This is a genomic window from Xanthobacter sp. YC-JY1 (assembly GCF_021730305.1).
Taxonomy (GTDB): domain Bacteria; phylum Pseudomonadota; class Alphaproteobacteria; order Rhizobiales; family Xanthobacteraceae; genus Xanthobacter; species Xanthobacter flavus.
Genome location: NZ_CP032674.1, coordinates 327,758 through 348,364, shown reverse-complemented (window position 1 = coordinate 348,364; position 20,607 = coordinate 327,758). Strand labels below are relative to the sequence as shown.

Here is a 20,607-nt window from a genome sequence, read left to right as displayed (position 1 = left end):
GCCCCGGGTCGTGATCAGACGTTGCCGCCCTCCCCGCCCTCAATGGGCGTGGGAGGAGCAGGTGGTCGCCTTGGGATCGTTGAAGACGAGCCCGGTCTTGGCGGCCGTGTCGGTGAAGTCGATGGTCACGCCATCGAGCAGCAGGCGGCTTTCCGCCGGCAGGAACAGCTTCACCCCGTCCTTCTCCACCACCACATCGCCGGGCTGCGGCTCGGGCAGCACGGAGATGTCGGCGTTGAGACCGGAGCATCCGCCGGGCGTCACATGCATGCGGAAGCCGGCGGTGGGGCCGCCGTCCGCCATGATCATCATGCGCATGAAGCGGGCGGCGGAGCGGGTCATGGTGAAGTTCATCGCGCAGATCCTCAGGCGGTGGGCTGGTAGCGGGGATACGCGTTGTCGATCACGCACGTATCGTCCACCGGGCAGACCGCCGCGCACTGCGGCACGTCGAAGTGGCCGATGCACTCGGTGCACTTCTTCGGATCGATCACGAACGTCCCGTTCTTCTCCGAAATGGCCACGTTGGGGCATTCCGGCTCACAGGCCGAGCAGCTCGTGCACTGCGACGCGACGATTTTGAGGGTCATGGCGATGCTCCTTTACTTCGCCGGTCAGGCCGCGTTGATGAGCGCGCCCTGCCGGATCTCGGCGTCGCCGCGCGCGGTGTGGACGATCTCGCCGGTCTTCACCTTGTTCAGGTATTCCTTGAACCAGGTGATCGCCGACTTCTCGATGAACTCGTGGGCGAAGGTGTCGACGGGCTCGATGCCGGCCTTGATGAGGTCCGCCTTCGGGCAGCCGCCGATCTTCGCCACGAACACCGCATGGCAGTCGTTGATGGCGCGGATGATGGTCTCGAGGCTGTCCTCCTCGCCGTAGCCGCCCTGGCAGTACAGGTCGACGCGGCGATGGCCGACGAACTTGGCGCCCGCCGTGGAGAGTTCCCACACCTGGAACTCCTTGGCGTGGCCGAAGTGCTCGTTGATGAGGCCCGAGCCCTTGGTGGCGACAGCGGTGAGCAGCTTGATGTCGCTCTGCTCGCCGGCGAGAGCCTCCAGCTCCTCCTGCTTCGCCGCCACCTTGGCGACGCGCTCTTCCTCGACGAGGGCCTGGTAGGCCTTGCGGCTGTCGAGGTCGTAATTGACCTCCATGGCCATGATCTTGTCGGTGGTGAACTCGGCGGAGCGGTCCTCGCCGAGGAGGCCCACGGCGTCGGCGCGGCACTGGCGGCAGTGACGCATCATGTTCATCTCGCCCTCGCACTCGTCCTGGAGCGCCTTGAGCTCCTGGGCGGTCGGGCCGCGCTGGCCGTTGAGGCCGAACACGGTGCCATGCTCGGGGGAGGAGATGAGCGGCATGATGTTGTGCAGGAACGCGCCGCGCGACTTCACGGCACGGTTCACCTCGACAAGGTGCTTGTCGTTGATGCCGGGGATCATCACCGAGTTCACCTTGCACAGGATGCCGCGCTCGGTGAGCATCTCGAGGCCGAGCATCTGCCGGTCGGTGAGGAGCTTGGCCGCCTCATAGCCGGTGTAGCGCTTGTGCTTCCAGAACACCCAGGGATAGATCTTCGCGCCGACCTCGGGGTCCACCATGTTGATGGTGATCGTCACGTGGTCCACGTTGAAGCCGGCGATGGTGTCCACGTGGTCCGGCAGGGCAAGGCCGTTGGTGGACAGGCAGAGCTTGATGTCCGGCGCGGTCTTCGCGATCAGCTCGAAGGTCTTGAAGGTCTTCTCGGGGTTGGCGAGCGGGTCGCCGGGGCCGGCGATGCCAAGCACGGTCATCTGCGGGATGGTGGAGGCCACCGCCAGCACCTTCTTCGCGGCCTGCTCGGGCGTCAGCTTCTCCGAGACCACGCCGGGGCGGCTCTCGTTGGCGCAGTCATACTTGCGATTGCAGTAGTTGCACTGGATGTTGCACGCCGGGGCAACGGCAACATGCATACGCGCATAGTGGTGGTGGGCTTCTTCACTGTAGCAGGGATGGTTCTTCACCTTCTCCCAGATCTCGGTGGGCAGGTCGCCCTGTCCGGCCGACGAGCCGCAGCTCGCCTTGCCCGAACCACCCGAGGTGCCGCAGCCCTGGTGCTCGGCCTTGGCCTGCATGACCTCGGCCAGCTTCTCGTCCATTCCGACGGCGTTCAGGCCAACCGCGTTTTCTTGCTGTGTCGACGCGTGCATCTATCTGCTCCTCGCTTGCAGCAGGATCCCGATAAATCCTTGGCCCAAGGAAGAGCAACAGCCGTGCCAGCCCATCAGAGACAAAATAGCTGATATATATCAAGAGACTAGGAGCGACCGACAGGCTGTCGGCTTGTGAACATCGAGCCGCGACACGACTGACATGTTGGAAAAGTTACATGCTCCGGCGTCGAATTCCGGCCCGCCCCTGCGCGCAATTGATCGAGATCAATGCGAAGCCCGAAAGCCAGCCCGCCACCACCTCCCGGGCGAAGGCGACAATCCCAAAAGCAAGGGGAGCATGCCCGGTGTCGGACATGCTCCCCCTCAGTGTTCACGCCGGGCCGCAGCCCGCATCAGGCCGACATGATGACGTCGAGCGCCTTCGGCAGCGACATGGCGATGGGCGTGATGGCGTGGCCCAGCAGGAAGCGCAGTTCGTTCTTGGTGAGCGTCGCCTCGTCCACGATGGCGAAGTGCGGCGCGCGCGAGCGCTTGGAGATCTGCCGCGCATAGGTGCGCAGCATCTGGTCGTGGAAGCGACAGCCCAGGAACAGGAAGCTGCGCTCGGTGCGCCGGTTCTTCACCACGTCCGGGATGGGGGTCTGGATGTCGATCTCGGTGAGGACTTCCACATAGTCCGCGTCGGAGATCAGCCAGTTCTTCGCCGGGGCGGCACTGCCGTGCGGCTTGTAGAGCACGGTCTTCCAGCCTTCCGCGGTGGCGCGGTCGCTCTCGGCGCCGGCCGGATCGTAGAAGCGATACCAGCGGTCCTCGCCGATGCCGGCGCGGGTGATGCCCTGCGCCTCGCCCCAGTCCGTACGGCCGGCGAGGGCCCCGCGCATGGCGCCGTCGTACCAGGTGTCCACGATCAGCGCGAGGGGCAGGCCCGCGAGAAAAGTGTGGAACGGCAGCGGCGCCACTTCGGGCCCGAACGCCTCCGCCATCAGAGCGGAGACGGTGTTGCGGTGCTTCATGCTCTCGATGTGCTGGGCCGCGGCCCAGCAATTGCCCTTGGCGCGCTTGGGCAGCGCCACCTTGGTGCCGAAGAAGACCGAAAGGTCTTCCGGCGTCACCGGGATGGCGGGCGTTCCGAGGGCGACGAGGCCGGGCCCGAGATAGGGCACGACCTTGTCCGCACGCAACTCCGCCGCCACGTCCTTCAGGACGGCTTCGGCGTCGGCGAGCTTCAGCGTCTCGATATTGGCGACGGAAATGTTCATCTCAGTTCACTCCTCCTCGCCACGCTTCTTCGCGTTGACGGTGATGGGCAGGGTGGTTCCCTCGGCCATCTCGGGCAGGTCGAGCACCCAGCCGTTGGCGATCTTGATCCAACCACCCCACAGGGACTCGTGCTCGAACTCGACGATCGGCTCCTCCAGGTCCTTCTTGGGGACGTAGATGGACAGGCCGATTTCCGGGGAACGGCGAATCATGACTTTCATTTATTGGCTCCTTGATCGGGCTTTACTCGCCGCTGTGACCCGGCAGGACCGAAGGCCCGAACGGGGACGCTGGTGATGCGCGCCGGGCGCGGGGCACCGCACGGAGCACGAAAGGGTGTGGCGCCGGACGTCCGGCATGTCCGGCGTCAAACATGATCTGCGACGGCAGATGCCTCGCCCGTGGCCACCGCCCAGGCCGGCGACATGGCGCGCAGGCGGGCCACGATGTCGGGAAGAACCTCCAGCACCCGGTCCACGTCGTCGCTCGTATTCTCGCGGGACAAGGAGAGGCGGAGCGCACCATGCAGCGCGCTCGCGGGCAGGTTCATGGCGCGCAGCACATGGGAGGGCTCGGTGGAGCCGGAGGTGCAGGCCGAGCCGGTGGAGGCGGCGACGCCGGCCTTGTTGAGATTGTGCAGTACCGCCTCGCCGTCGAGATATTCAAACGCGACGTTGGCAGTGTTGGGCAGGCGGTTGTCGCCATCGCCATTGAGGAGGGTATGGCTGACCTGCTGCAGGATGCCCTGCTCCAGCCGGTCGCGCAGCGCCTTCACGCGGGTGCGCTCCTCCTCCATGTAAGCGAGCGCCAGCTCGGCCGCCGCGCCGAGGCCGATGATACCGGGCACGTTCTCCGTGCCGCCGCGCCGTCCGCGCTCCTGATGGCCACCGCGGACGAGGGGACGGAATTTCACGCCCTTGCGCACATAGAGCGCGCCGATGCCCTTGGGGCCGTGCAGCTTGTGGCCGGAGAGCGACAGCATGTCGATCTCGGTGGACTTGAGATCGATGGCGACCTTGCCCACCGCCTGCACCGCATCGGTGTGGAACAGGGCGCCCGCCGCATGGGCCTGTCGCGCGAGATCCGCCACCGGAAACAGCGTGCCGGTCTCGTTGTTGGCCCACATCACGGAGACCAGCGCGGTCTTCGGCGACAAGGCCGCGGCGAAGGCGTCGAGGTCGAGCCGCCCCTGCCGGTCCACCCCGATGAGATGGAACTTGATGCCGCGCGTCTTCTCCAGATGGGCGACGAGGGTGAGCACCGCCGGGTGCTCCACCGTGGTGGTGACGATCTCGTCCCGCCCCTCCTGGGTCTCCAGCGCGGAGAGGATGGCGGCGTTGTCGGATTCCGTTCCGCCCGAGGTGTAGATGATCTCGTGGTCGAACTGGGCACCGAGAAGGGCCTGCAACTGCTTGCGGGCCTTCTTCAGCGCCTCGCCCACATGCTCGCCGAAGGCGTGGGTGGACGAGGCGTTGCCGAAATGCTCCGAGAAGAACGGCAGCATTGCCGCGACGACGGCAGGGTCGGTGCGCGTCGTCGCGTTGTTGTCGAGATAGACCGGGCGCACGGCGCTCACCCCTCGGGTCGGCTGCGGCGTCTTGCTGTGTGGCAGGCCGTCAGCGGATGGGAGACGGCGCCGCCGGCGCCGGAACGGCCGGGGCAGCCGCGGCGGGCTTGGGGGCAGCGGGCTTGGGCGCAGCGGAAAGCGCCGGGCCGGGGCCCTTCAGGCTCACCAGCGGCTTGTTCTGCGCGCCGGCGACGGGGATCAGCCGGATCAGCTCGCCGAGGCGCTCCACGATCTTGGACTGGATGCCCTCGATGGTCTCGCTCGCCAGTTTGCAGAAGACGCAGGCGCCGGTCATCTTGACCATGACCTTGGTGCCGTCGATTTCCACCAGCTCGCAATCGCCGCCGTCGCGGATGAGGTTGGGGCGGATCTCCTCGATCACCTCGCGGATGATCGCCTCGCGGTGGGCTTCACGGCTCAGCGGGGCGGGCGCTTCGGTCTCGGCCAACATCGCAATATCCTCTCTGTGTTCTCTGTTCTGCCGCCCATCAGAGGACGGCGCGCGGATGGCGGTCAGCCGAAGGATTTGCCGCAGGAGCAGCTGGAGGTGGCGTTCGGATTCTCGAAGGTGAAGCCGGAGCCTTCCAGGGCCACCACGAAGTCGATGGTGGTGCCGGCGAGCAGCTCGTGGCTCTTGTTATCGACGAAGACGCGCACGCCCTCGCGCTCCACCACGGTGTCGTCGGGCTCGGCATCGGTGACGAGGCCCATCTTGTACTGGTAGCCGGCGCAGCCGCCGGTCTCGACCATGATGCGCAGGCCGCTGACGGGCTGATCGGCATCATGGATCGCGTCGCGGACCGCATGAAGTGCGCTGTCGGTCAAATTGATCATTGCTCGACCTTCGCTTGAAAGACTGGTCTGCCGGGACAGCAGCAAGCCTCGTGCCAGACAGCAACGGGCTGATTTCTTTCGATTTTCAGGATCGAAGCTGTTGCCTTTGCGACGCGTGTCCGGTTTCGGACATGGGCACGGACCACTCCCGCCGCCCCCGCGTGGCGCGCCGGAATGGCGAGGCGCACCCCGCCGCGAGGCCAGGCGAGCCCCGCGTTTCCGTGCCCCTGCGGGCTTCCCGCGCCTTGCCGGCAGCCCTCGGCCGGTGCCCGCACGGGGCCGATTGTCGCTGGCGGCGGGTTTCGCCTCGCCCGTCAGGCGAAGCGGCAAAGGGCTTGCATGAAGCGCAGCGCCTGCCCCTGCGCGGGTGGCCCGCCGAACGGCATTCGGCGGAGGGCGGCACTCTCTCCCGGGCGCTCCTGTCCGGGACGAGCGCGGCTCGCGCCCGTGTTGAACCCAAGACCCGTCTGAACAGTCGTGTGCTGAACCGGAGACCTTTTTGATGACCGCGATCGAGAACACCCCCCTGGGCCGGCTGGATAAAGAGGGGCGACTCCTGAATGCCGTGCTCAAGCAGCCCACCAAGCCCGGCCGCTTCGATTTCCGCGGCGACATTGCGCTGAAGTTCCAGCAGCAGGTCGCGGACGAGAAGCGCCCGCCGGAGTACACCATGGAGCAGGTGCTGACCTTCGCCGAGGAGGGCAAGTCCACCATCCCGGTGCTCGCCGGCTACCTGCAGAATTTCGCCTTCCTCTCCGACGTGGTCGACGTGCTCGGCGACGCGCTGGCGCCCGACGGAAAGTATTTCCTGTTCTGCAACAACATCGACCTGCTGGCGAAGTATCGCGTCACCCACAACGGCAAGACCTTCTACGTCCTGCCCTGCGACGAGAGCACCGTGTGGAAGGAGATGACCGACCTCCTCTCCATCGACAAGAACGACATCAAGAAGATGGACACGGGTGGCAAGACCGACGTGGTGCTCGACGCCGCCGCGGCGTGGCACGAGGACTACGAGATCATCACCTATGAAAAGGGCGTCTCCATCATGGAGCCGGTGAAGAACCGCAACGAGAACCGCCCGGTCTGATCCGGGGCCAGCGCCCCGTGCCGCCCGGCAGGACCGGGTGGCACGCCGGGCCGTCTCCGTCAGCACATCGCGACACAAAAAATGGCCGGGCAAGCCCGGCCATTTTTATTCCCATAAGGTGCGCACCGCTCAGACGCCGCCGCCCTCGTCCGAGCAGGAGGTGATCTCCTCCTCGTCGTCATCCGCCTCCTCGGCCAGCGTCACGCCGGTCACGCAGATGTCGTTGTCGAGCACGGTAAGGGCCACCGGGATGAGGCTCTTGCCCTTGCACGGCCCTTCCAGGCAGACGCCGGTGCCGAGCTCGAACAGGGCGCCGTGTTTTCCACACATCAGGCGGATGCCGTTGGGATCGAGGAACTGGTTGCGTTCCCAGTCCAGCTGCACCTGGTCGTGCGGGCAGCGGTTGATGTAGCCGAACACCTGCCGGCCCCACCGCACAACCACGATCTTGAACGGCTGCTCGGAGCCATCCTCCGCCACCTGCATCAGCTCGAAACCCCGGGCCCGCTGGCTGGGGATGTCGCTCATGGAGCAGATGACGTAGGCGACGGCGGCCGCCTCGTCCGGGAGGGCATCCTGGGGGGCTTCGTTGTCGATGACGGTCGGTTCCATCTTATCCTCGTTCACGATGCACGCGTCAGGACCGGGCCGCTGCCGGCACCGGGGGTCAGGGGAGCGCCGGCCTCGGCCTTGGCCAGCAGGCGCCGGTTGGCGGCGAGGCAGAAGTCCCGCCAGGCGGCGGCGACGTCGCGCAGGATGGTCTGCACATAATCGCGCGAGAGGTGATGCTCTCCGGGGAAGTTGGAAAGCGCACAGGAGGTGCGGTTGAACGCGACAACATCGTCGAGCAGCGTCTGGATGAAGTCGCGGAACGGCAGCTGCACGTCGCCCATCAGCGCGGAGCGGCCCTTCTCCACCGGCACGTCGCTCATGTCGAAGGGCAGCGTCTCGATGAGATCCGCCGCGCGCTCGTAGATGTCCTCGATGGCGCCCAGCATCGCCCTCTGGGTGAGCTGCTCGCGGTCCTGGCTGGCGAGCGCCCGGTTGAGGCGGATGCGATAGGCCTCGAACGCCGCATCGTTCTGCCCGGCGACCCAGTTGGCGAAGCGGGCGAGGCTGGCGGCATTCACCGGCAGGCCCTCGGGAATGACGGCTCCCGTCTCCTCCGCCCGCTCGCGCGACAGGGCACGGTCGATGCGTCGCGCCGCCTCCAGCGCGCCTTCCAGGTAGCCTGCCCCCTGCGTCGCCGTCTCGGAGCTGCCGAGATGCAGCCGCCCGTCCCACAGTGGCCGCCGCAGCAGGGGATTGGAGAAGGCCACGTGCTCGCCCCTCGGCTCCGCCTTGTCGCGGGCCGAGCAGGTGAAGGCCTCGCCGGCCCAGTCCTGATAGAGTTGCTCACCGCCTTCCGCCGCCGAGCCGAACACCTGCACCATCTGGCTGTCCATCAGCATGGACAGGCCGTCGGCGAAGGCTTCGCGCAGATCGGGGGGAAAGCTCAGGAAGCCGCCGAGGGCCGCCTTGGCGCCGGTGACGTCGCAGGCGTCGAAGATCTCGCCGACCACCGCCTGCTCGTGGGTGACAAAGGCGTTGCCAGACTGGCCGGCGACCCGCCAGAAGGCGGAGGGATAGGCCATCACCACCTTGGCCTGCTGCGCCATCCAGGTGGGCGCGGCACCCATGGCGTCGAAGGTCGCGCTGTCGAGTTCCGGGATGAAGCGCACCGTCTCCGCGACGAGGCGCGGCGGCAGCGCCACCACCACGTGGCGCGCCTCGACGATGAAGAAGGCGTCGTCCACCCGGAAGGTCAGGACCACATGGTCGCCCTTGTCCTCCACGCTGTGGAGCACGTGGTTGAGGCGCAGGCGATCCTCGCCGATGCTTTCGGCGAGAACCGACACCAGACGCGCCATGCCGCCGGCGACCCGCCGCGCGCCGCCATGCACCTCCTGCGCGAAGCCCTGGGGGTTCTTGTCCGCCTCGGTGAGGTGCAGCACCGTGCCTTCGTCATGCTGGGGGAACGACGCGAGGCCGAGTTCCGCGACGAAGGCGGCAATGAGCGGCTGGGTGTCGGGCCAGAACCAGGTGGGACCGAGATCGAAGGCCGCGCCGTTACTGGAGGCCACGGCCGAGAGGATGCGACCGCCGAGCCGGGGGCGCGCCTCGAACAGGGTGAAGCTGCGCTCCTGTTTCTTGAACTGCCGCGCCAGCGCGAGGCCGCAGAGCCCTCCGCCGATGATCGCCGTATCCAGCATGGAACAGTCCTCGCAAATCTTGCTGATTGGAGCCCTTGCAAGATTCGCGCACAGTTCCGGGAAATATGGCCTTGCGGGCATTTCCCACGCCCTGCGACGGCGCGCACGGTCGGCTTTGGGCCTCGCCCTGTGGGATCGCCCACCTCGGCAGCGTCGCATTTCCCGCGTGGTGCGACGGATTTCCGACACGACGCCCGCCTTTACCTCCGGGCGATCCGCCGTCTTTCGGTCCGTCCACGGCCGCGAACCCGCATCGGCGCAAGACTTCCAGCACGTTCACAAGACAAGCCGAAGTCATGGCGCCGGCCCTCGCGGCGGCTGGCACGAAACTTGATCCCGTCAGCGGACAGTTCGTTTGACCGATAGTGCCCCGGAGATTGGAAATGCTCGTCGCGTCCGAATTCGCCTCGTCCTCCCTTGACGATATCAAGGCTGCCCTCGCCGGCGGCACCCTCACCTTCTATTCCGTCGCCCGGCCCGTGAATGCCGACCATCCGGTGGACCGCAGCGGCAAGCTCGCGGCCTTCACCTTCGCCACCCCGGCCTTCGCGACCCCCTCGGAAGACGGCTCGGAAGTGCCGAGCTTCGTGGATGCGGCGGTGAAGGCGGGCGAGGTGGGCACCCCCGGCTTCGCCCGTGCCGTGACCGCCGACGGCAAGACCGTCGCGGACTTCTCGGTCGGTCCGGGCACGCGCGAGATCAAGCTCGCCGAAGTGTCCTGCTCGCCTGGCGCGCCGGTGAAGGTGGTCAAGTTCACCTTCAATCCCGAGGGCGGCTGGCCCGAGCGCCCCGATTATTACGACGCCCATCCGCGTCCCGGCTACAGCCTGCCCAAGGTGCGCTGAGCCCCCACCCGACGCCGTCCCGGGGCACCCCGCCCCGGGACGCGACTGCACCCAAAGCGACGTCGCCCCAACACCGCCCCACAGCCACAGGAGAGCCTTGCGTCATGTCCACCGTTCTTCCCGGACCGCTGGTGAGCACCCAATGGCTAGCGGACCATCTGTCGGCCCCGGACGTGAAGATTCTGGACTGCACCTGGCTGCATGAAAGCTCCAACATGGACGGCCGCACCCAGTATCGCGGCCGCCATCTGCCGGGCTCGGTGCATTTCGACATCGACGCCGTGGCCGACAAGACCAATCCCCTCCCCCACATGCTGCCGCCGGCGGCGGAGTTCGCCAAGAAGGTGGGCCTGCTGGGCATCGGCGACGGCGACAAGGTGATCGTCTACGACCGCATGTGCGGCGGCGCGGCCGCTGCCCGCGTGTGGTGGATGTTCCGCATCTTCGGCTATCAGGAGGTGGCCATGCTCGACGGCGGCTACGGCAAATGGGTGAAGGAGAAGCTCCCCTCCGACATGTCGCCGGTGCGGCCCGAGCCCAAGACCTTCACCGCAAGTCTCAATCCGGCCCTCGTGCGCTCGCTGGACCAGATGCTGGCCAATGTCGCCTCCGGCGCGGAGCAGGTGATCGACGCGCGCGGCCCCGCCAAATTCGCCGGCAGCCAGGACGACGTCTTCCCGGCGAAGAAGAAGGGCCACATCCCCGGCGCCATCAACCTGCCCTGGGGCGACCTGATCGTCGAGGAGAGCGGGGAACTGGTTCAGCCCGACGCCATCAAGGCGCGTCTCGCTGCCGCCGGCGTCGATCTGGCGAAGCCCATCGTCGTCAGCTGCGCCTCCGGCACCATCGCCTGCGTGGTCATGCTCGCCCTCTACCTCATCGGCAAGACGGACGTCGCGCTCTACGACGGCTCGTGGGCCGAATGGGGCCTGAAGGACGAGACGCCCATCGCGGCGGCGGCCTGAGCGGGAGCGCACCATGGCCACCGACGACCTCACGCTCCTCGGCGACGGCGACGAATTCACGCTGCACGGTGCCGACGACCAGACCCATTTCGTCCTGCGCTTCAAGCCGGACGGCATGGTTGCGGACATTTCCGGAGAGGACGCGGAGCGGTTCCGCGGCGACTATGAAACGGTCCGGTCGCAGTATCCGGGCTGGAGTTCGGACCAGGTCCTGGCTCAGCTCTGGGATCAGGGCGGCTACAGCTGGCTCGCATCGCCGGAAGGCTGAGGCGCACGCCGCGCGCAGATGACACACCGGTGAAAGCCAACGGGAGAACAACATGGCGACCACGCTGATCAAGACCACTTCCGACGGCCGCAAGCTCGAGGTCTCCGGCCTCGCGATCCTGTTCGACGGCCAGCTCGAAGCCTTCGACCTCACCGAGGTCAAGATGCACCCCAACCGCCGCAAGATCTGGGAGGTGCACCCCGAAGCGACCCACATCGCGGGTCGGGTGACGCTCACCAAGGAAGAGGCGGAAGCGGTGGAGGCGGCCTTCAAGAAGGCCGAGGCGGAGATCCTCGCCAGCCCCGCCGCCATCAACGAGCGCTTCCGCATCGCCATGATGTGGCGGGCCCGCAGCGAAGGCATCGAGTGAAAGGCTGAGACGCCGGCGCTTCCGGGCGGCCGCAAGGCCTGGGTGTCGGTGAACACGGATCGGATGAAGACGAAAGGGCCCTGGCATGCCGGGGCCCTTTCGTCATTTCGATGCCTGTGAGAGCACCCTATTCCGCGGCCTCGGGCAGCGCGATCGGCTCATTGCCGTTCGCGGCCACGGCTCGTGCATTGCGCGCGAGGCGGGATTCCCCGTCCTCCGCGCCGAAACAGATGTGGAATTCATCGCAATCCGAGCACACGGGCGCCGCGCACAGCGTGAAGCCCTCAGACCCGCAGACCATGCGGTAGAGGAACTTCTTCCACTTCATATCCTGGCTGTTCTTGCGGGCGAGCGGGGCGAAGCGCCGGGTCATCAATTCCCGCAGCTCGGCGCGGCTCCTCAGCCCCAGGTCCTGCCACAGATGGTGGGGAGACTGGCAGCGCCGGGAGATCATGGCAATGAAATGGGTCTGCAGCCGGCCGGCATCGGAAGAATAGATGCCGAGAATGTCGCGCACCGACTGCTCTTCGGGCGTCACCTCGATCGCCCGCGGATCGACCTGCGCAGCCAGCACCGGGGCACAGGCCGGGAACAGGATGGCGGCGAGGTCGAGGAAGGCCGCACGATCGAGGCCGACCGCATCGAGCCGGTCCCGCCCCTCCTCCTCCGCCTCGGCGAAGGCGAGGCCGATAATGGAGGCCGCCACGTGAACATCGAACGCGTCCGCAGCAGAGGAGGACGATGACGCGATCAACCAGTCATAGACCTCTTCGGCGCGCATGGCGGCACTCCTTGAGCGACACGCGCGGGCCGAAAAGGCCCGCGCTCGGGCGCAGCCGCCTCAGGCGGCGGCCTTCTCCAGGCCGTGGATCTGGCAATTGGCGGGGCAGACACGCGCGCACGCACCGCAACCGATGCAGGCGCCCATGTCGTTCATCACCATCACCTTCTTCTCGACCTCATCGTCCTCGTCATCATCGAGGGAGACGATGTCGCCGTCCTCGTTGATGCCCTTGAGGGTCATGACGTCGCGGCCGCAGACCTTGTAGCAGCGGCCACAGCCGATGCACTTGTCCTTGTCGATGTCGAGCAGGTAGTCTGGCTGCCAGGCTCGACCATCCCTGGTTTCGTTAGACATCTGAAAATCGCCTTCCAAAATGTTAGGCGGCCTCGAGTCCCTTCAAGTCCGCGCGCTTCTTCTCAAGCTCGGCAAAGGCGTCGTGCGCCTTCTTGGCCACAACCATGATCTGCTCCCAGTTGATCGGGAGTTCTTCGGACAGATCGTGGAGGTCCATTTTGGACTGTGTCGCCTTGGCGGACAGCTTCTTGATCTCGGCCTTGAGTTCGTCCACGTCGCTCATGGGTGCACCTTGGGTCTGGTCAGTATTTCGCCACTTCGGGGAACTTGGTGATCATCTCCACGCCCTGCTGGACGAACTTGGTGCCCTCTTCGGCGAGCTTCGCAAGATTGTCGAAGCCGAAGCGGTGCACGTCGCGCAGCTGCTTGTTGACGACGATCAGCCGGCCGCCGATGAGCACCATGCGGCCGAAGCCTTCATGGCTCATCTTGAGCATGGGCGAGATCATCACCCGCGTCTCCTTCTCGATCATCAGGCAGATCGCATTGAAGAACAGCTCCAGGCGCCAGATGGTCTCCGGGTCGGGATCGCCGATGAGCGGGAGCGCGCGGCGCGCCTCCTTGTCGACGATGTAGGGCGCGATCAGATCGAGATCGGCCTTGCCTTCCCACGCGCCGTGGGTGTCCTGGGCGCGCCAGACCTTGATGAGTTCCTTGATGAACGGGGAGTCAGCGGCCTCTGTCGGCTCGATGACTTGCGCTGCTTCGGCCATGACTATCCCTCACTCGTCGAAATCGAACGTGCGCTCTTGGCCCTTCGACATGACCTTGCGCAGCCACGGGGGTGGGTTGCCCTGAAGGACGACTTCCAGCTTGCCGATGAGATCGGAGATCTCCTCGGGCTGGCTGACCTTCATGGGATGAATGTTGTTCGCGACCACGCGGGCGGCGCCGGAGCCGCCGATGGCGGCCACATAGAGGATGGTGCAATCCTTGATCGCATCGATCTTCGGCGCCAGCTTGTCCTCGTTGCCGTCTTCCTTCAGGTCGCCGTCGAATTCGATGGCCTCGATGAAATGATGGCCCTCCGGGCCGACCTCGTAGATGGCAATGTTCTTCGCCCAGCCGAAATGGGCATCGACCCTTTTGAGATCCTGGGTTGCGAATGCGACTTTCATGGAAGGCTCGCCTCTCTCGCGGTCTCGGTCCTTGCGGACTTCAGTGGTGGGCGGTGCTGGGTGCGGGTCCGAGATCGGGCGCGCCGGCAGGGGTGGCAACATGGGTAGTGCCATGGCCGTGGCCATCGCCGTCCCACGGGTTCTTCCACGTGTCGGGGGTCGCGTCGTGGTTCTGCTCGTGGTCGGCGATGCACATATTGGCCAGCGTGAACATGAGGTCGCGCGTGCCGCGATAGCCGACCGTCATCTTGTGGCCGGAGCCGATGCGATCGAACATGGGAATTCCGATGCGATAGAAGGGAATGTTCAGCCGGTCCGCCGCCTGGCGCCCATGGGAATGGGTGAGCAGCAGGTCGCAGCCGCGCTCCTTCGCCAGCGTCTCCAGATCCTCGAGATCGCCCAGCAGCACCTCGTCGCAGGGCAGCTTCTCGAACACCGGCGACTGGGTGGTGGTGACGGCGGCGGTGATGTGCGTGCCCATCTCGTGCAAAGCCGAGGCGACATCGAACAGGAGATCCGGCTCCGCGCCGATGGCCAGCTTGCGACCGCCGAGATGGAAGTGCGCATCCAGCATGGCATCCACCAGCTGGCCCCGCTGGCGGCGATAGCGGCGCGGCACCTCGCGGCCCGAGATCTCGCTCAGAAACATGAAGAACTCGTCGTTCGGACCGAGCCCGCAGAGGCGCTCGAACAGCCGGTAGGGCGTGCCCGTCTTCCTCTGCATCGCCTCGGCCGCCGTCTTCATCTGGCTGCCGATGGCGATGGTCCAGGTCGCCTCGCCCATGGTGGCGACCTCATCCACACCGATACCGCCGATGGTGGTGGGCGTGAAGTCGTCGGGAATGTGTCCGTCGAGCGAGCCGGCGAGGTCCGGGAGGAAGGACGGCTCAAGGCCGAAATCCTCCAGGATGCAGCGCAGCTCATCGAGGTCGCCAGGCTGCAGGTGGCAGCCGGGCAGCACGTTGACGCGCTTGGGGTTCTTGGGCGCGTCCGGCTCGGGCTTCTTCACCAGCACCTCGACGATCTTGGCGACCGTCTTCTCCCATCCGTCCTGGAAGGCGTCCTTGAAATCGGGGGTCGAGACATAGACCAGCGGGAAGTCGGCGAGCTGCGGATACTTCTCGCGTATCAGCTTGATGTAGCCGTCCACGTCGTCGCCCTTGGTCTCGGTGACGCCGGTGGAGCAGATGCCGATGATCTCGGGCTTGGTGCGATTGTAGATATTGAGGATGGCCTGCTCGACATTGTCGTAGCCGCCGAGCACGGTGGCCACCTCGCTCATGGCCGTGGTCTGAAGCGGGATGGCCTCCTTGAAGTGCCGCACGAACAGCACGAGGCCGAATGAGGTGCAGCCCTGCGAACCGTGCAGCAGCGGCATGGCGCCCCGAAGGCCCATGAAGGCGAGCGCGCCGCCGATGGGCTGGCTCATCTTCAGCGGGTTGACCGCGCAGCTCTTCTTCGCCTGGACGAACTTGGCCATCGCGCCCTCCTATTCGGCGGCCACGAGAGCGGCCGGTGTGCCGAGCGGGGCGACGAGTTCGTCCAGCATGTCCTCGATGCGCTCACCGCACTTGCCGCAGCCGGAACCGGCCTCAGTGCGGGCGGTCACCTCGGCGAGGTTGGAGGCGCCGGCGGCGACCGCATCCTCGATGGTGCCGACGGTGACGCTCTTGCAGTTGCAGACCTTCTTGGCGCGGCGCGCGGCCTCGGCCAGCACCGGATCAGCCGGCGCGGGCTCCGCGACACCGAGCGCCTCGAAGATGTCCTCGATGCGGCCCGAGCAGGCGCCGCAGCCGCCGGAGGCGTTGGTGTGGGTCTTCACGCCCTCGACCGTGGTGAGGCTGTGCGCCGTGATGGCGTCCTCGATGGTGCCGAGGTCCACGCTCTTGCAGTTGCAGATCTTCTTGGCGCGGCGAGCCTTCTCGGCGGCGACCGGATCGGCGGCGAGGGCGGCGGCCTCGGCTTCCATCTGGGCGATGGCGCGGTTCTGCCAGTTGTTGGCCGGGTTGTCCCACGGGGCGGGCTTGCGCACCTGCTCCCAGATGGGATTGTAGAGCGCCTTGTCGATCTCCTCCACGAGCTTCACCATGCCGATATAGCCCATATAGGCGTGGTGGCGCTCCTGGTTGATGTCGAGCCAGGGCATGGCGGCCTTGAGCGCGATGAACTGCGAGCGGCCGCCCGAGAGCATGATGTCCGCCTTCGCGTCCTTCAGCATCTTGTACATTTCGCGGGGCGTCATGTCGTCGATCATGTGGGCGTCCTGCCCCATGAGCTCCTTGATGCGCTCCTTGTCCTCCTTGGTGGACTTCTTCACGGAGGTGCCGACCAGCTCGAGGCCGGCTTCCTGCAGCGCCGCGACCACCGACCAGGACTTCACGCCGCCGGTGATGAGCAGAACCTTCTTGTCCTTGAAGCGATCCTTGAATTTGGCGATCGCCGCCCAAGCCTTCGCCTCCTCGCGCTCGATGAGCGCCTCGGTGCGGTCCATCAGCTCGGGATCGGCGCCGCGCTCGATGAGCATGCGGGCGATCTCGCGGAGCGAATCCGAGGAATCCTGGATGCCGTAGAAGGAGCCTTCGAAGAAGGGGATGTCGTAGCGCTCCTCCATCTTGCGGGCCACGTTGATCATGGCCTTCGAGCAGACCATCATCGCCGCCTTGGCGCGGTGCGAGGAGGCCACATCCTTGTAGCGGCCGTCGCCGGAGATGCAGGCGAGGATGCGGATGCCCAGCTCGTCGAGCAGCGGCTTCACCTGCCACAGCTCGCCGGAAAGATTGTATTCGCCGATGATGTTGATGTCGTAGGGCGTGGTGTATTCCGGCTCCTCGGTGCCGATGACATGCTCGAGGATGGCCTCGCCGGCCAGCTTGTTACCGAGGTTCTTCGGGCCCACGAAGCCGGGCGAATTGATCGGGATCACCGGCGTGCCGAACTTCTCCTTCGCCGCCTTGCAGACCGCGTCGATGTCGTCGCCGATCATGGCGGGGACGCATGTCTGGTAGACGAAGACGGCCGGCGGATTGTACTTCTCGATGATTTCCTTGATGGACTTGAACAGGCGCTTCTCGCCGCCGAACACCACGTCCGTCTCGTTGATGTCGGTGGTGAAGCCAGTGCGCCAGATCTGCGAGCCGGAGGAGCGCGCGCCGCGGTTGTCCCAGCTGTTGCCCTCGCAGGCAATGGGGCCATGCACCAGGTGCGCGACATCGGTCAGCGGCTGAAGGGCGATCTTGGCGCCGTCAAAGGCGCAGCCGCCGGCGGCGCCGCCGGGCTGGAGCTGCTTGGTGCACCCCTTCTTCTTTTCCGCTTCCGATTTGTTCTGGTTCTTCGCGCAGCCGGGCTCGTTGAACACTTGCTGGATCGTGGCGGAAACCGAGCTCATGGATCTCTCCTTCGGCGGACGGGCTGTGCAAAGATCGCGGGCGCGAACATCACATCGGGGGCGGACTTCACTCTCCCTGTCGGGCCGGCCCGGGCGGGGCCCCGGGCCGGATCGAACATTTCACCTATGCGATCAACGGATGATGTCGAACGAATAGTCGGTCTTCGCGGGCACGATCGTGTTCTGATCGATGGTGTCGAAGATCTTGTCGAGGATGGTGATCAGGACGTTCATGCCGCCCTGATAGCCCCACACCGGACGACGGTGGTGGTGGTGACGGTCGAACACCGGGAAGCCGATGCGGATCAGCGGGGTGCCCGTGTCGCGCTCGAGATACTTGCCGTAGGTGTTGCCGATCAGGAAGTCCACCGGCTCGGTGAAGAGCAGGGAGCGCATGTGCCAGAGGTCACGGCCGGGATAGACGTTGCAGTTCTGGCCGAACGGCGAGCTATCGAACAGCTTCTGGACCTTGTCCGCCCACTTCTGGTTGCCGTTGGTGGCAAGGACGTGGGTGGGCTCGGCGCCGAGTTCCAGCAGGAAGCTGGCGAGACCCAGGCAGAGGTCGGGATCGCCGTAGATGGCGAACTTCTTGCCGTGGATGTGGGCGTTCGAGTCGGCGATGGCGTCGACGAGGCGGCCGCGCTCCTTGGCGAGCTCTTCCGGGATTTCCTTGCCGGAGATCCGCGCGATCGCCATCAGGAATTCGTCGGTGCCCTTCACGCCCACGGGGTGGTTGAAGGCGACGACTTCCTGGCCGTGGTTGGCGATGAACGGCAGGGTCTTCTCGGTGCAGTATTCCTGCATGGAGATGGTGGCCTTGGCGTGGACGGCGTTGGCCGCCTCTTCCAGGGTGGTGCCGCCGTCATACATGCGGAACTCGCCGTCGGTCGGCGTGTCGAACACTTCCGAATTGTCGCCGAGGATGGTGTAGTCCACGCCCATCAGGCCGAAGATGCGCTTGACTTCACGCAGGTTGCCGACGGTGTAGCCATCGAAGCCGCCGATGAAGTTGATCTTCTCGTTCGGCTCGCGAACCAGCTTGGGGGCGGTGCCGGCCTTGCCGTCCCAGAAGTGCTCCAGCACGCCCTTGATGGCGTTGTCGTAGCCGGTGACATGGCTGCCGACGAAGGCCGGGGTGTGCGCGAAGGGCACGTCGTATTCCTGCGGGACCGAGCCCTTTTCCTTCGCCGTCTTGATGAAGGCGTTCAGGTCGTCGCCGATCACTTCCGCCATGCAGGTGGTGGAGACCGCGATCATCTTGGGCTTGTACATGTTGTAGGTGTTGGCGAGGCCGTCAATCATGTTGTTGAGGCCGCCGAACACCGCCGCATCTTCCGTCATGGAAGACGACACGCAGGAGCTGGGCTCCTTGAAGTGACGGGACAGGTGCGAACGGTAGTAGGCGACGCAGCCCTGGGAGCCGTGCACGAACGGGATCGTGTGCTCGAAGCCGACAGCCACGAACACCGCGCCGAGCGGCTGGCAGGCCTTGGCCGGGTTCACCGTCAGGGCCTCGCGGGCGAAGTTCTTTTCCTTGTACTCGGGAGTCTTGGCCCACTCGCGAATGCGCTCGACTTCGGCGGGATCGCGGGGGTTCTCGAACATCTTCTTCTTGTTGGCCAGCATCTGCTGGTACTCGGGACCGCGGAACAGCTCGAAGTGATCGAGCACGTTGTCTGCATTCTGTGGCATCTCGAACCCCTAATATGTGGGTCAAATATGGGAGCCCGTCCCGGGTGCCCCTCCCCGCGAAGGGAGGGGCTTCTGGTTCAGGCGCTCGAAAATCCGCCTCACTCGGCGGCGAGCAGCCCCGCCTGGCCGGGAGCCTGCTTCCACGGGGCCTTGGTCATCTTCCAGACGGGGGAATTGATGGCCATGTCCATGTCGCGGGCGAAGATGGCGAAGCCATCGTAGCCGTGGTACGGGCCGGAATAGTCCCAGGAGTGCATCTGGCGGAACGGCACGCCCATCTTCTGGAAGACGTACTTTTCCTTGATGCCCGAGCCGACCAGGTCCGGCTGGACCTTCTCGACGAACTTCTCGAACTCGTAGCCGGTCACGTCGTCATAGATGAGCGTGCCATCCTTGACGTAGTGCTGGGCGGTGCGCTGATAGTCGTCGTTGTGGGCGAACTCGTAACCCGTGCCCACCACTTCCATGCCGAGGTCCTCATAGGCCCCGATCACGTGACGGGGACGCAGGCCGCCCACGTACAGCATGACCGTCTTGCCTTCGAGGCGCGGACGATACTTGGCGATCACCGCGTCCATGAGGGGCGCGTACTTGGCGATGACGCGCTCGGCGCCTTCCTTGATCTTGTCGTCGAAGTAAGCGGCGATCTTGCGCAGCGACTCCGCGATCTTGGAGGGGCCGAAGAAGTTGTACTCGCACCACGGGATCCCGAACTTCTCTTCCATGTGGCGGGAGATGTAGTTCATGGAGCGGTAGCAGTGCAGGACGTTCAGCTTCGCCCGGGGGGTGTTCTCGAGCTCGGCGAGCGAGCCGTCGCCCGACCACTGGGCGATCACGCGCAGGCCCATTTCCTCGAGGAGGATACGGGACGACCAGGCATCGCCGCCGATGTTGTAGTCGCCGATGATCGCGACGTCGTAGGGCGACGGCTCGAACGGAGGCGCCTTGTTCGGGTCCAGCTTGTCGAACACCCAGTCACGCACCGCGTCGTTGGCGATGTGGTGGCCGAGGGACTGCGACACGCCGCGGAAACCTTCGCAGCGGACCGGAACGATGGTCTTGCCGTCGTATTCCTTGGACTTCGCCTTGGACACGGCCTCGATGTCGTCGCCGATGAGGCCGATCGGGCACTCGGACTGGACGGTGATGCCGTTGTTGAGCGGGAACAGCTCCTGGATTTCGTCCATGATCTTGGCAAGCTTCTTGTCGCCGCCGAAGACGATGTCCTTTTCCTGGAAGTCCGAGGTGAACTGCATCGTCACGAAGGTGTCGATGCCGGTCGTGCCGATATAGTAGTTGCGGCGGGCGGCCCAGCTGTACTGGCCGCAGCCCACGGGGCCGTGGGAGATGTGGATCATGTCCTTGATCGGACCCCACACCACGCCCTTGGAGCCGGCGTAGGCGCAGCCGCGGATCGTCATCACGCCCGGGATGGACTTGATGTTCGACTTCACGCCGCAGTCAGACTTGCCGGACTCGTGGACGTTGAGGTGCTTCGCGCGGCGCTTCGCGGTCTTCTCGGGATAAACCTTGAGGACTTCCGCGATGAGTTCCTTGTTCCGCGCCTTGATTTCAGCAACGCTTTGCGGTTGGGCCAAGCTCATTTCGCAATCTCGCTCTCGTTGGGTTGCCGTTTGGCAGGCCGGCCCCGCAATTGAGGCCGGCCCCGT

The 20,607-nt window shown here is 65.6% G+C and carries 24 protein-coding genes; 5 read left to right on the top strand and 19 right to left on the bottom strand.

Annotation, left to right across the window (positions count from 1 at the left end; all coding sequences use genetic code 11):
- Positions 1–39 precede the first annotated feature (39 nt).
- The 8 genes from D7006_RS01690 to D7006_RS01655 form a co-directional block, all read right to left on the bottom strand.
- Positions 40–354 (bottom strand): iron-sulfur cluster assembly accessory protein, encoded by a 315-nt coding sequence (locus D7006_RS01690; protein ID WP_024281049.1) that lies wholly within the window; start codon positions 352–354, stop codon positions 40–42.
- 11 nt (positions 355–365) lie between these two features.
- A complete protein-coding gene (locus tag D7006_RS01685; protein WP_011995790.1) occupies positions 366–590 on the bottom strand; it encodes a 4Fe-4S binding protein in 225 nt (74 codons plus the stop codon).
- Between the two features lie 24 nt (positions 591–614).
- Positions 615–2,189 carry a nitrogenase cofactor biosynthesis protein NifB gene (gene nifB / locus D7006_RS01680; RefSeq protein WP_371745017.1) on the bottom strand — a complete coding sequence of 525 codons (1,575 nt, stop codon included), beginning with the start codon at positions 2,187–2,189 and terminating at the stop codon, positions 615–617.
- Between the two features lie 356 nt (positions 2,190–2,545).
- Complete coding sequence (locus D7006_RS01675) at positions 2,546–3,412, bottom strand: SIR2 family protein (protein ID WP_237355309.1); 867 nt, start codon at positions 3,410–3,412, stop codon at positions 2,546–2,548.
- A 6-nt stretch (positions 3,413–3,418) separates the two neighbouring features.
- On the bottom strand, positions 3,419–3,634 hold the full coding sequence (nifT, locus tag D7006_RS01670) for a putative nitrogen fixation protein NifT (RefSeq protein ID WP_024281053.1): 216 nt from the start codon (positions 3,632–3,634) through the stop codon (positions 3,419–3,421).
- A gap of 146 nt (positions 3,635–3,780) precedes the next feature.
- A complete protein-coding gene (gene nifS / locus D7006_RS01665; protein WP_237356835.1) occupies positions 3,781–4,980 on the bottom strand; it encodes a cysteine desulfurase NifS in 1,200 nt (399 codons plus the stop codon).
- Positions 4,981–5,029: 49 nt separating this feature from the next.
- Positions 5,030–5,431, bottom strand: coding sequence for a NifU family protein (locus D7006_RS01660; protein WP_169124962.1), 402 nt, complete (start codon positions 5,429–5,431; stop codon positions 5,030–5,032).
- 62 nt (positions 5,432–5,493) lie between these two features.
- A complete protein-coding gene (locus D7006_RS01655; protein WP_169124963.1) occupies positions 5,494–5,814 on the bottom strand; it encodes an iron-sulfur cluster assembly accessory protein in 321 nt (106 codons plus the stop codon).
- A 502-nt stretch (positions 5,815–6,316) separates the two neighbouring features.
- Between D7006_RS01655 and D7006_RS01650 the strand changes: the two genes are divergently transcribed.
- Positions 6,317–6,904: a hypothetical protein gene (locus tag D7006_RS01650; RefSeq protein WP_029555923.1), complete on the top strand. Its 588-nt coding sequence runs from the start codon at positions 6,317–6,319 to the stop codon at positions 6,902–6,904.
- A 129-nt stretch (positions 6,905–7,033) separates the two neighbouring features.
- Here the strand turns inward: D7006_RS01650 and D7006_RS01645 are convergent, their stop codons facing one another.
- Together D7006_RS01645 and D7006_RS01640 are read right to left on the bottom strand one after the other, a co-directional pair.
- Complete coding sequence (locus D7006_RS01645; RefSeq protein WP_237356834.1) at positions 7,034–7,432, bottom strand: Rieske 2Fe-2S domain-containing protein; 399 nt, start codon at positions 7,430–7,432, stop codon at positions 7,034–7,036.
- Positions 7,433–7,527: 95 nt separating this feature from the next.
- Entirely contained in the window at positions 7,528–9,156 is a 1,629-nt protein-coding gene (locus D7006_RS01640) for an FAD-dependent oxidoreductase (protein ID WP_237355308.1), read from the bottom strand.
- Positions 9,157–9,539: 383 nt separating this feature from the next.
- On the opposite strand from D7006_RS01640, the gene D7006_RS01635 reads away from it, so the two are divergent.
- From D7006_RS01635 to D7006_RS01620, 4 genes are all read left to right on the top strand, one after another.
- The gene (locus tag D7006_RS01635) at positions 9,540–10,001 is read left to right on the top strand and encodes a hypothetical protein (protein ID WP_169124966.1); all 462 of its coding nucleotides are present in this window, start codon (positions 9,540–9,542) and stop codon (positions 9,999–10,001) included.
- Between the two features lie 104 nt (positions 10,002–10,105).
- The gene (gene sseA, locus D7006_RS01630) at positions 10,106–10,966 is read left to right on the top strand and encodes a 3-mercaptopyruvate sulfurtransferase (RefSeq protein WP_229645054.1); all 861 of its coding nucleotides are present in this window, start codon (positions 10,106–10,108) and stop codon (positions 10,964–10,966) included.
- 13 nt (positions 10,967–10,979) lie between these two features.
- Positions 10,980–11,234: a hypothetical protein gene (locus D7006_RS01625; RefSeq protein WP_237355307.1), complete on the top strand. Its 255-nt coding sequence runs from the start codon at positions 10,980–10,982 to the stop codon at positions 11,232–11,234.
- 52 nt (positions 11,235–11,286) lie between these two features.
- A complete protein-coding gene (locus tag D7006_RS01620; protein WP_024281063.1) occupies positions 11,287–11,604 on the top strand; it encodes a hypothetical protein in 318 nt (105 codons plus the stop codon).
- A 127-nt stretch (positions 11,605–11,731) separates the two neighbouring features.
- Here D7006_RS01620 and D7006_RS01615 read toward each other — a convergent pair whose 3' ends face one another.
- From D7006_RS01615 to nifD, 9 genes are all read right to left on the bottom strand, one after another.
- Positions 11,732–12,385, bottom strand: a complete 654-nt coding sequence (locus tag D7006_RS01615; protein WP_229645053.1) for a nitrogen fixation protein NifQ — start codon at positions 12,383–12,385, stop codon at positions 11,732–11,734.
- A gap of 60 nt (positions 12,386–12,445) precedes the next feature.
- Positions 12,446–12,742: a ferredoxin III, nif-specific gene (gene fdxB, locus D7006_RS01610; protein ID WP_169124970.1), complete on the bottom strand. Its 297-nt coding sequence runs from the start codon at positions 12,740–12,742 to the stop codon at positions 12,446–12,448.
- A 22-nt stretch (positions 12,743–12,764) separates the two neighbouring features.
- Positions 12,765–12,965 carry a CCE_0567 family metalloprotein gene (locus D7006_RS01605; protein ID WP_029555930.1) on the bottom strand — a complete coding sequence of 67 codons (201 nt, stop codon included), beginning with the start codon at positions 12,963–12,965 and terminating at the stop codon, positions 12,765–12,767.
- Positions 12,966–12,984: 19 nt separating this feature from the next.
- Complete coding sequence (locus D7006_RS01600) at positions 12,985–13,455, bottom strand: NifX-associated nitrogen fixation protein (protein ID WP_169124971.1); 471 nt, start codon at positions 13,453–13,455, stop codon at positions 12,985–12,987.
- 9 nt (positions 13,456–13,464) lie between these two features.
- On the bottom strand, positions 13,465–13,860 hold the full coding sequence (gene nifX, locus D7006_RS01595; RefSeq protein WP_169124972.1) for a nitrogen fixation protein NifX: 396 nt from the start codon (positions 13,858–13,860) through the stop codon (positions 13,465–13,467).
- 40 nt (positions 13,861–13,900) lie between these two features.
- A complete protein-coding gene (gene nifN, locus D7006_RS01590) occupies positions 13,901–15,340 on the bottom strand; it encodes a nitrogenase iron-molybdenum cofactor biosynthesis protein NifN (protein WP_237355306.1) in 1,440 nt (479 codons plus the stop codon).
- A 9-nt stretch (positions 15,341–15,349) separates the two neighbouring features.
- Positions 15,350–17,245, bottom strand: a complete 1,896-nt coding sequence (gene nifE / locus D7006_RS01585) for a nitrogenase iron-molybdenum cofactor biosynthesis protein NifE (RefSeq protein WP_237355305.1) — start codon at positions 17,243–17,245, stop codon at positions 15,350–15,352.
- A gap of 132 nt (positions 17,246–17,377) precedes the next feature.
- Complete coding sequence (gene nifK, locus D7006_RS01580) at positions 17,378–18,937, bottom strand: nitrogenase molybdenum-iron protein subunit beta (protein WP_169124975.1); 1,560 nt, start codon at positions 18,935–18,937, stop codon at positions 17,378–17,380.
- Between the two features lie 98 nt (positions 18,938–19,035).
- Complete coding sequence (gene nifD, locus D7006_RS01575) at positions 19,036–20,541, bottom strand: nitrogenase molybdenum-iron protein alpha chain (RefSeq protein WP_169124976.1); 1,506 nt, start codon at positions 20,539–20,541, stop codon at positions 19,036–19,038.
- Positions 20,542–20,607 lie beyond the last annotated feature (66 nt).

Bases quoted from the DNA above. Each gene is read 5' to 3' on its own strand.
- nifK (WP_169124975.1), bottom strand. From the start codon at position 18,937: ATGCCACAGAATGCAGACAACGTGCTCGATCACTTCGAGCTGTTCCGC.
- D7006_RS01615 (WP_229645053.1), bottom strand. From the start codon at position 12,385: ATGCGCGCCGAAGAGGTCTATGACTGGTTGATCGCGTCATCGTCCTCC.
- D7006_RS01640 (WP_237355308.1), bottom strand. From the start codon at position 9,156: ATGCTGGATACGGCGATCATCGGCGGAGGGCTCTGCGGCCTCGCGCTG.
- D7006_RS01675 (WP_237355309.1), bottom strand. From the start codon at position 3,412: ATGAACATTTCCGTCGCCAATATCGAGACGCTGAAGCTCGCCGACGCC.
- D7006_RS01620 (WP_024281063.1), top strand. From the start codon at position 11,287: ATGGCGACCACGCTGATCAAGACCACTTCCGACGGCCGCAAGCTCGAG.
- nifN (WP_237355306.1), bottom strand. From the start codon at position 15,340: ATGGCCAAGTTCGTCCAGGCGAAGAAGAGCTGCGCGGTCAACCCGCTG.
- D7006_RS01645 (WP_237356834.1), bottom strand. From the start codon at position 7,432: ATGAGCGACATCCCCAGCCAGCGGGCCCGGGGTTTCGAGCTGATGCAG.
- D7006_RS01635 (WP_169124966.1), top strand. From the start codon at position 9,540: ATGCTCGTCGCGTCCGAATTCGCCTCGTCCTCCCTTGACGATATCAAG.
- nifT (WP_024281053.1), bottom strand. From the start codon at position 3,634: ATGAAAGTCATGATTCGCCGTTCCCCGGAAATCGGCCTGTCCATCTAC.
- D7006_RS01655 (WP_169124963.1), bottom strand. From the start codon at position 5,814: ATGATCAATTTGACCGACAGCGCACTTCATGCGGTCCGCGACGCGATC.
- nifB (WP_371745017.1), bottom strand. From the start codon at position 2,189: ATGCACGCGTCGACACAGCAAGAAAACGCGGTTGGCCTGAACGCCGTC.
- sseA (WP_229645054.1), top strand. From the start codon at position 10,106: ATGTCCACCGTTCTTCCCGGACCGCTGGTGAGCACCCAATGGCTAGCG.
- D7006_RS01625 (WP_237355307.1), top strand. From the start codon at position 10,980: ATGGCCACCGACGACCTCACGCTCCTCGGCGACGGCGACGAATTCACG.
- fdxB (WP_169124970.1), bottom strand. From the start codon at position 12,742: ATGTCTAACGAAACCAGGGATGGTCGAGCCTGGCAGCCAGACTACCTG.
- D7006_RS01650 (WP_029555923.1), top strand. From the start codon at position 6,317: ATGACCGCGATCGAGAACACCCCCCTGGGCCGGCTGGATAAAGAGGGG.
- nifE (WP_237355305.1), bottom strand. From the start codon at position 17,245: ATGAGCTCGGTTTCCGCCACGATCCAGCAAGTGTTCAACGAGCCCGGC.
- D7006_RS01600 (WP_169124971.1), bottom strand. From the start codon at position 13,455: ATGGCCGAAGCAGCGCAAGTCATCGAGCCGACAGAGGCCGCTGACTCC.
- nifX (WP_169124972.1), bottom strand. From the start codon at position 13,860: ATGAAAGTCGCATTCGCAACCCAGGATCTCAAAAGGGTCGATGCCCAT.
- D7006_RS01660 (WP_169124962.1), bottom strand. From the start codon at position 5,431: ATGTTGGCCGAGACCGAAGCGCCCGCCCCGCTGAGCCGTGAAGCCCAC.
- D7006_RS01685 (WP_011995790.1), bottom strand. From the start codon at position 590: ATGACCCTCAAAATCGTCGCGTCGCAGTGCACGAGCTGCTCGGCCTGT.
- D7006_RS01690 (WP_024281049.1), bottom strand. From the start codon at position 354: ATGAACTTCACCATGACCCGCTCCGCCGCCCGCTTCATGCGCATGATG.
- nifD (WP_169124976.1), bottom strand. From the start codon at position 20,541: ATGAGCTTGGCCCAACCGCAAAGCGTTGCTGAAATCAAGGCGCGGAAC.
- D7006_RS01605 (WP_029555930.1), bottom strand. From the start codon at position 12,965: ATGAGCGACGTGGACGAACTCAAGGCCGAGATCAAGAAGCTGTCCGCC.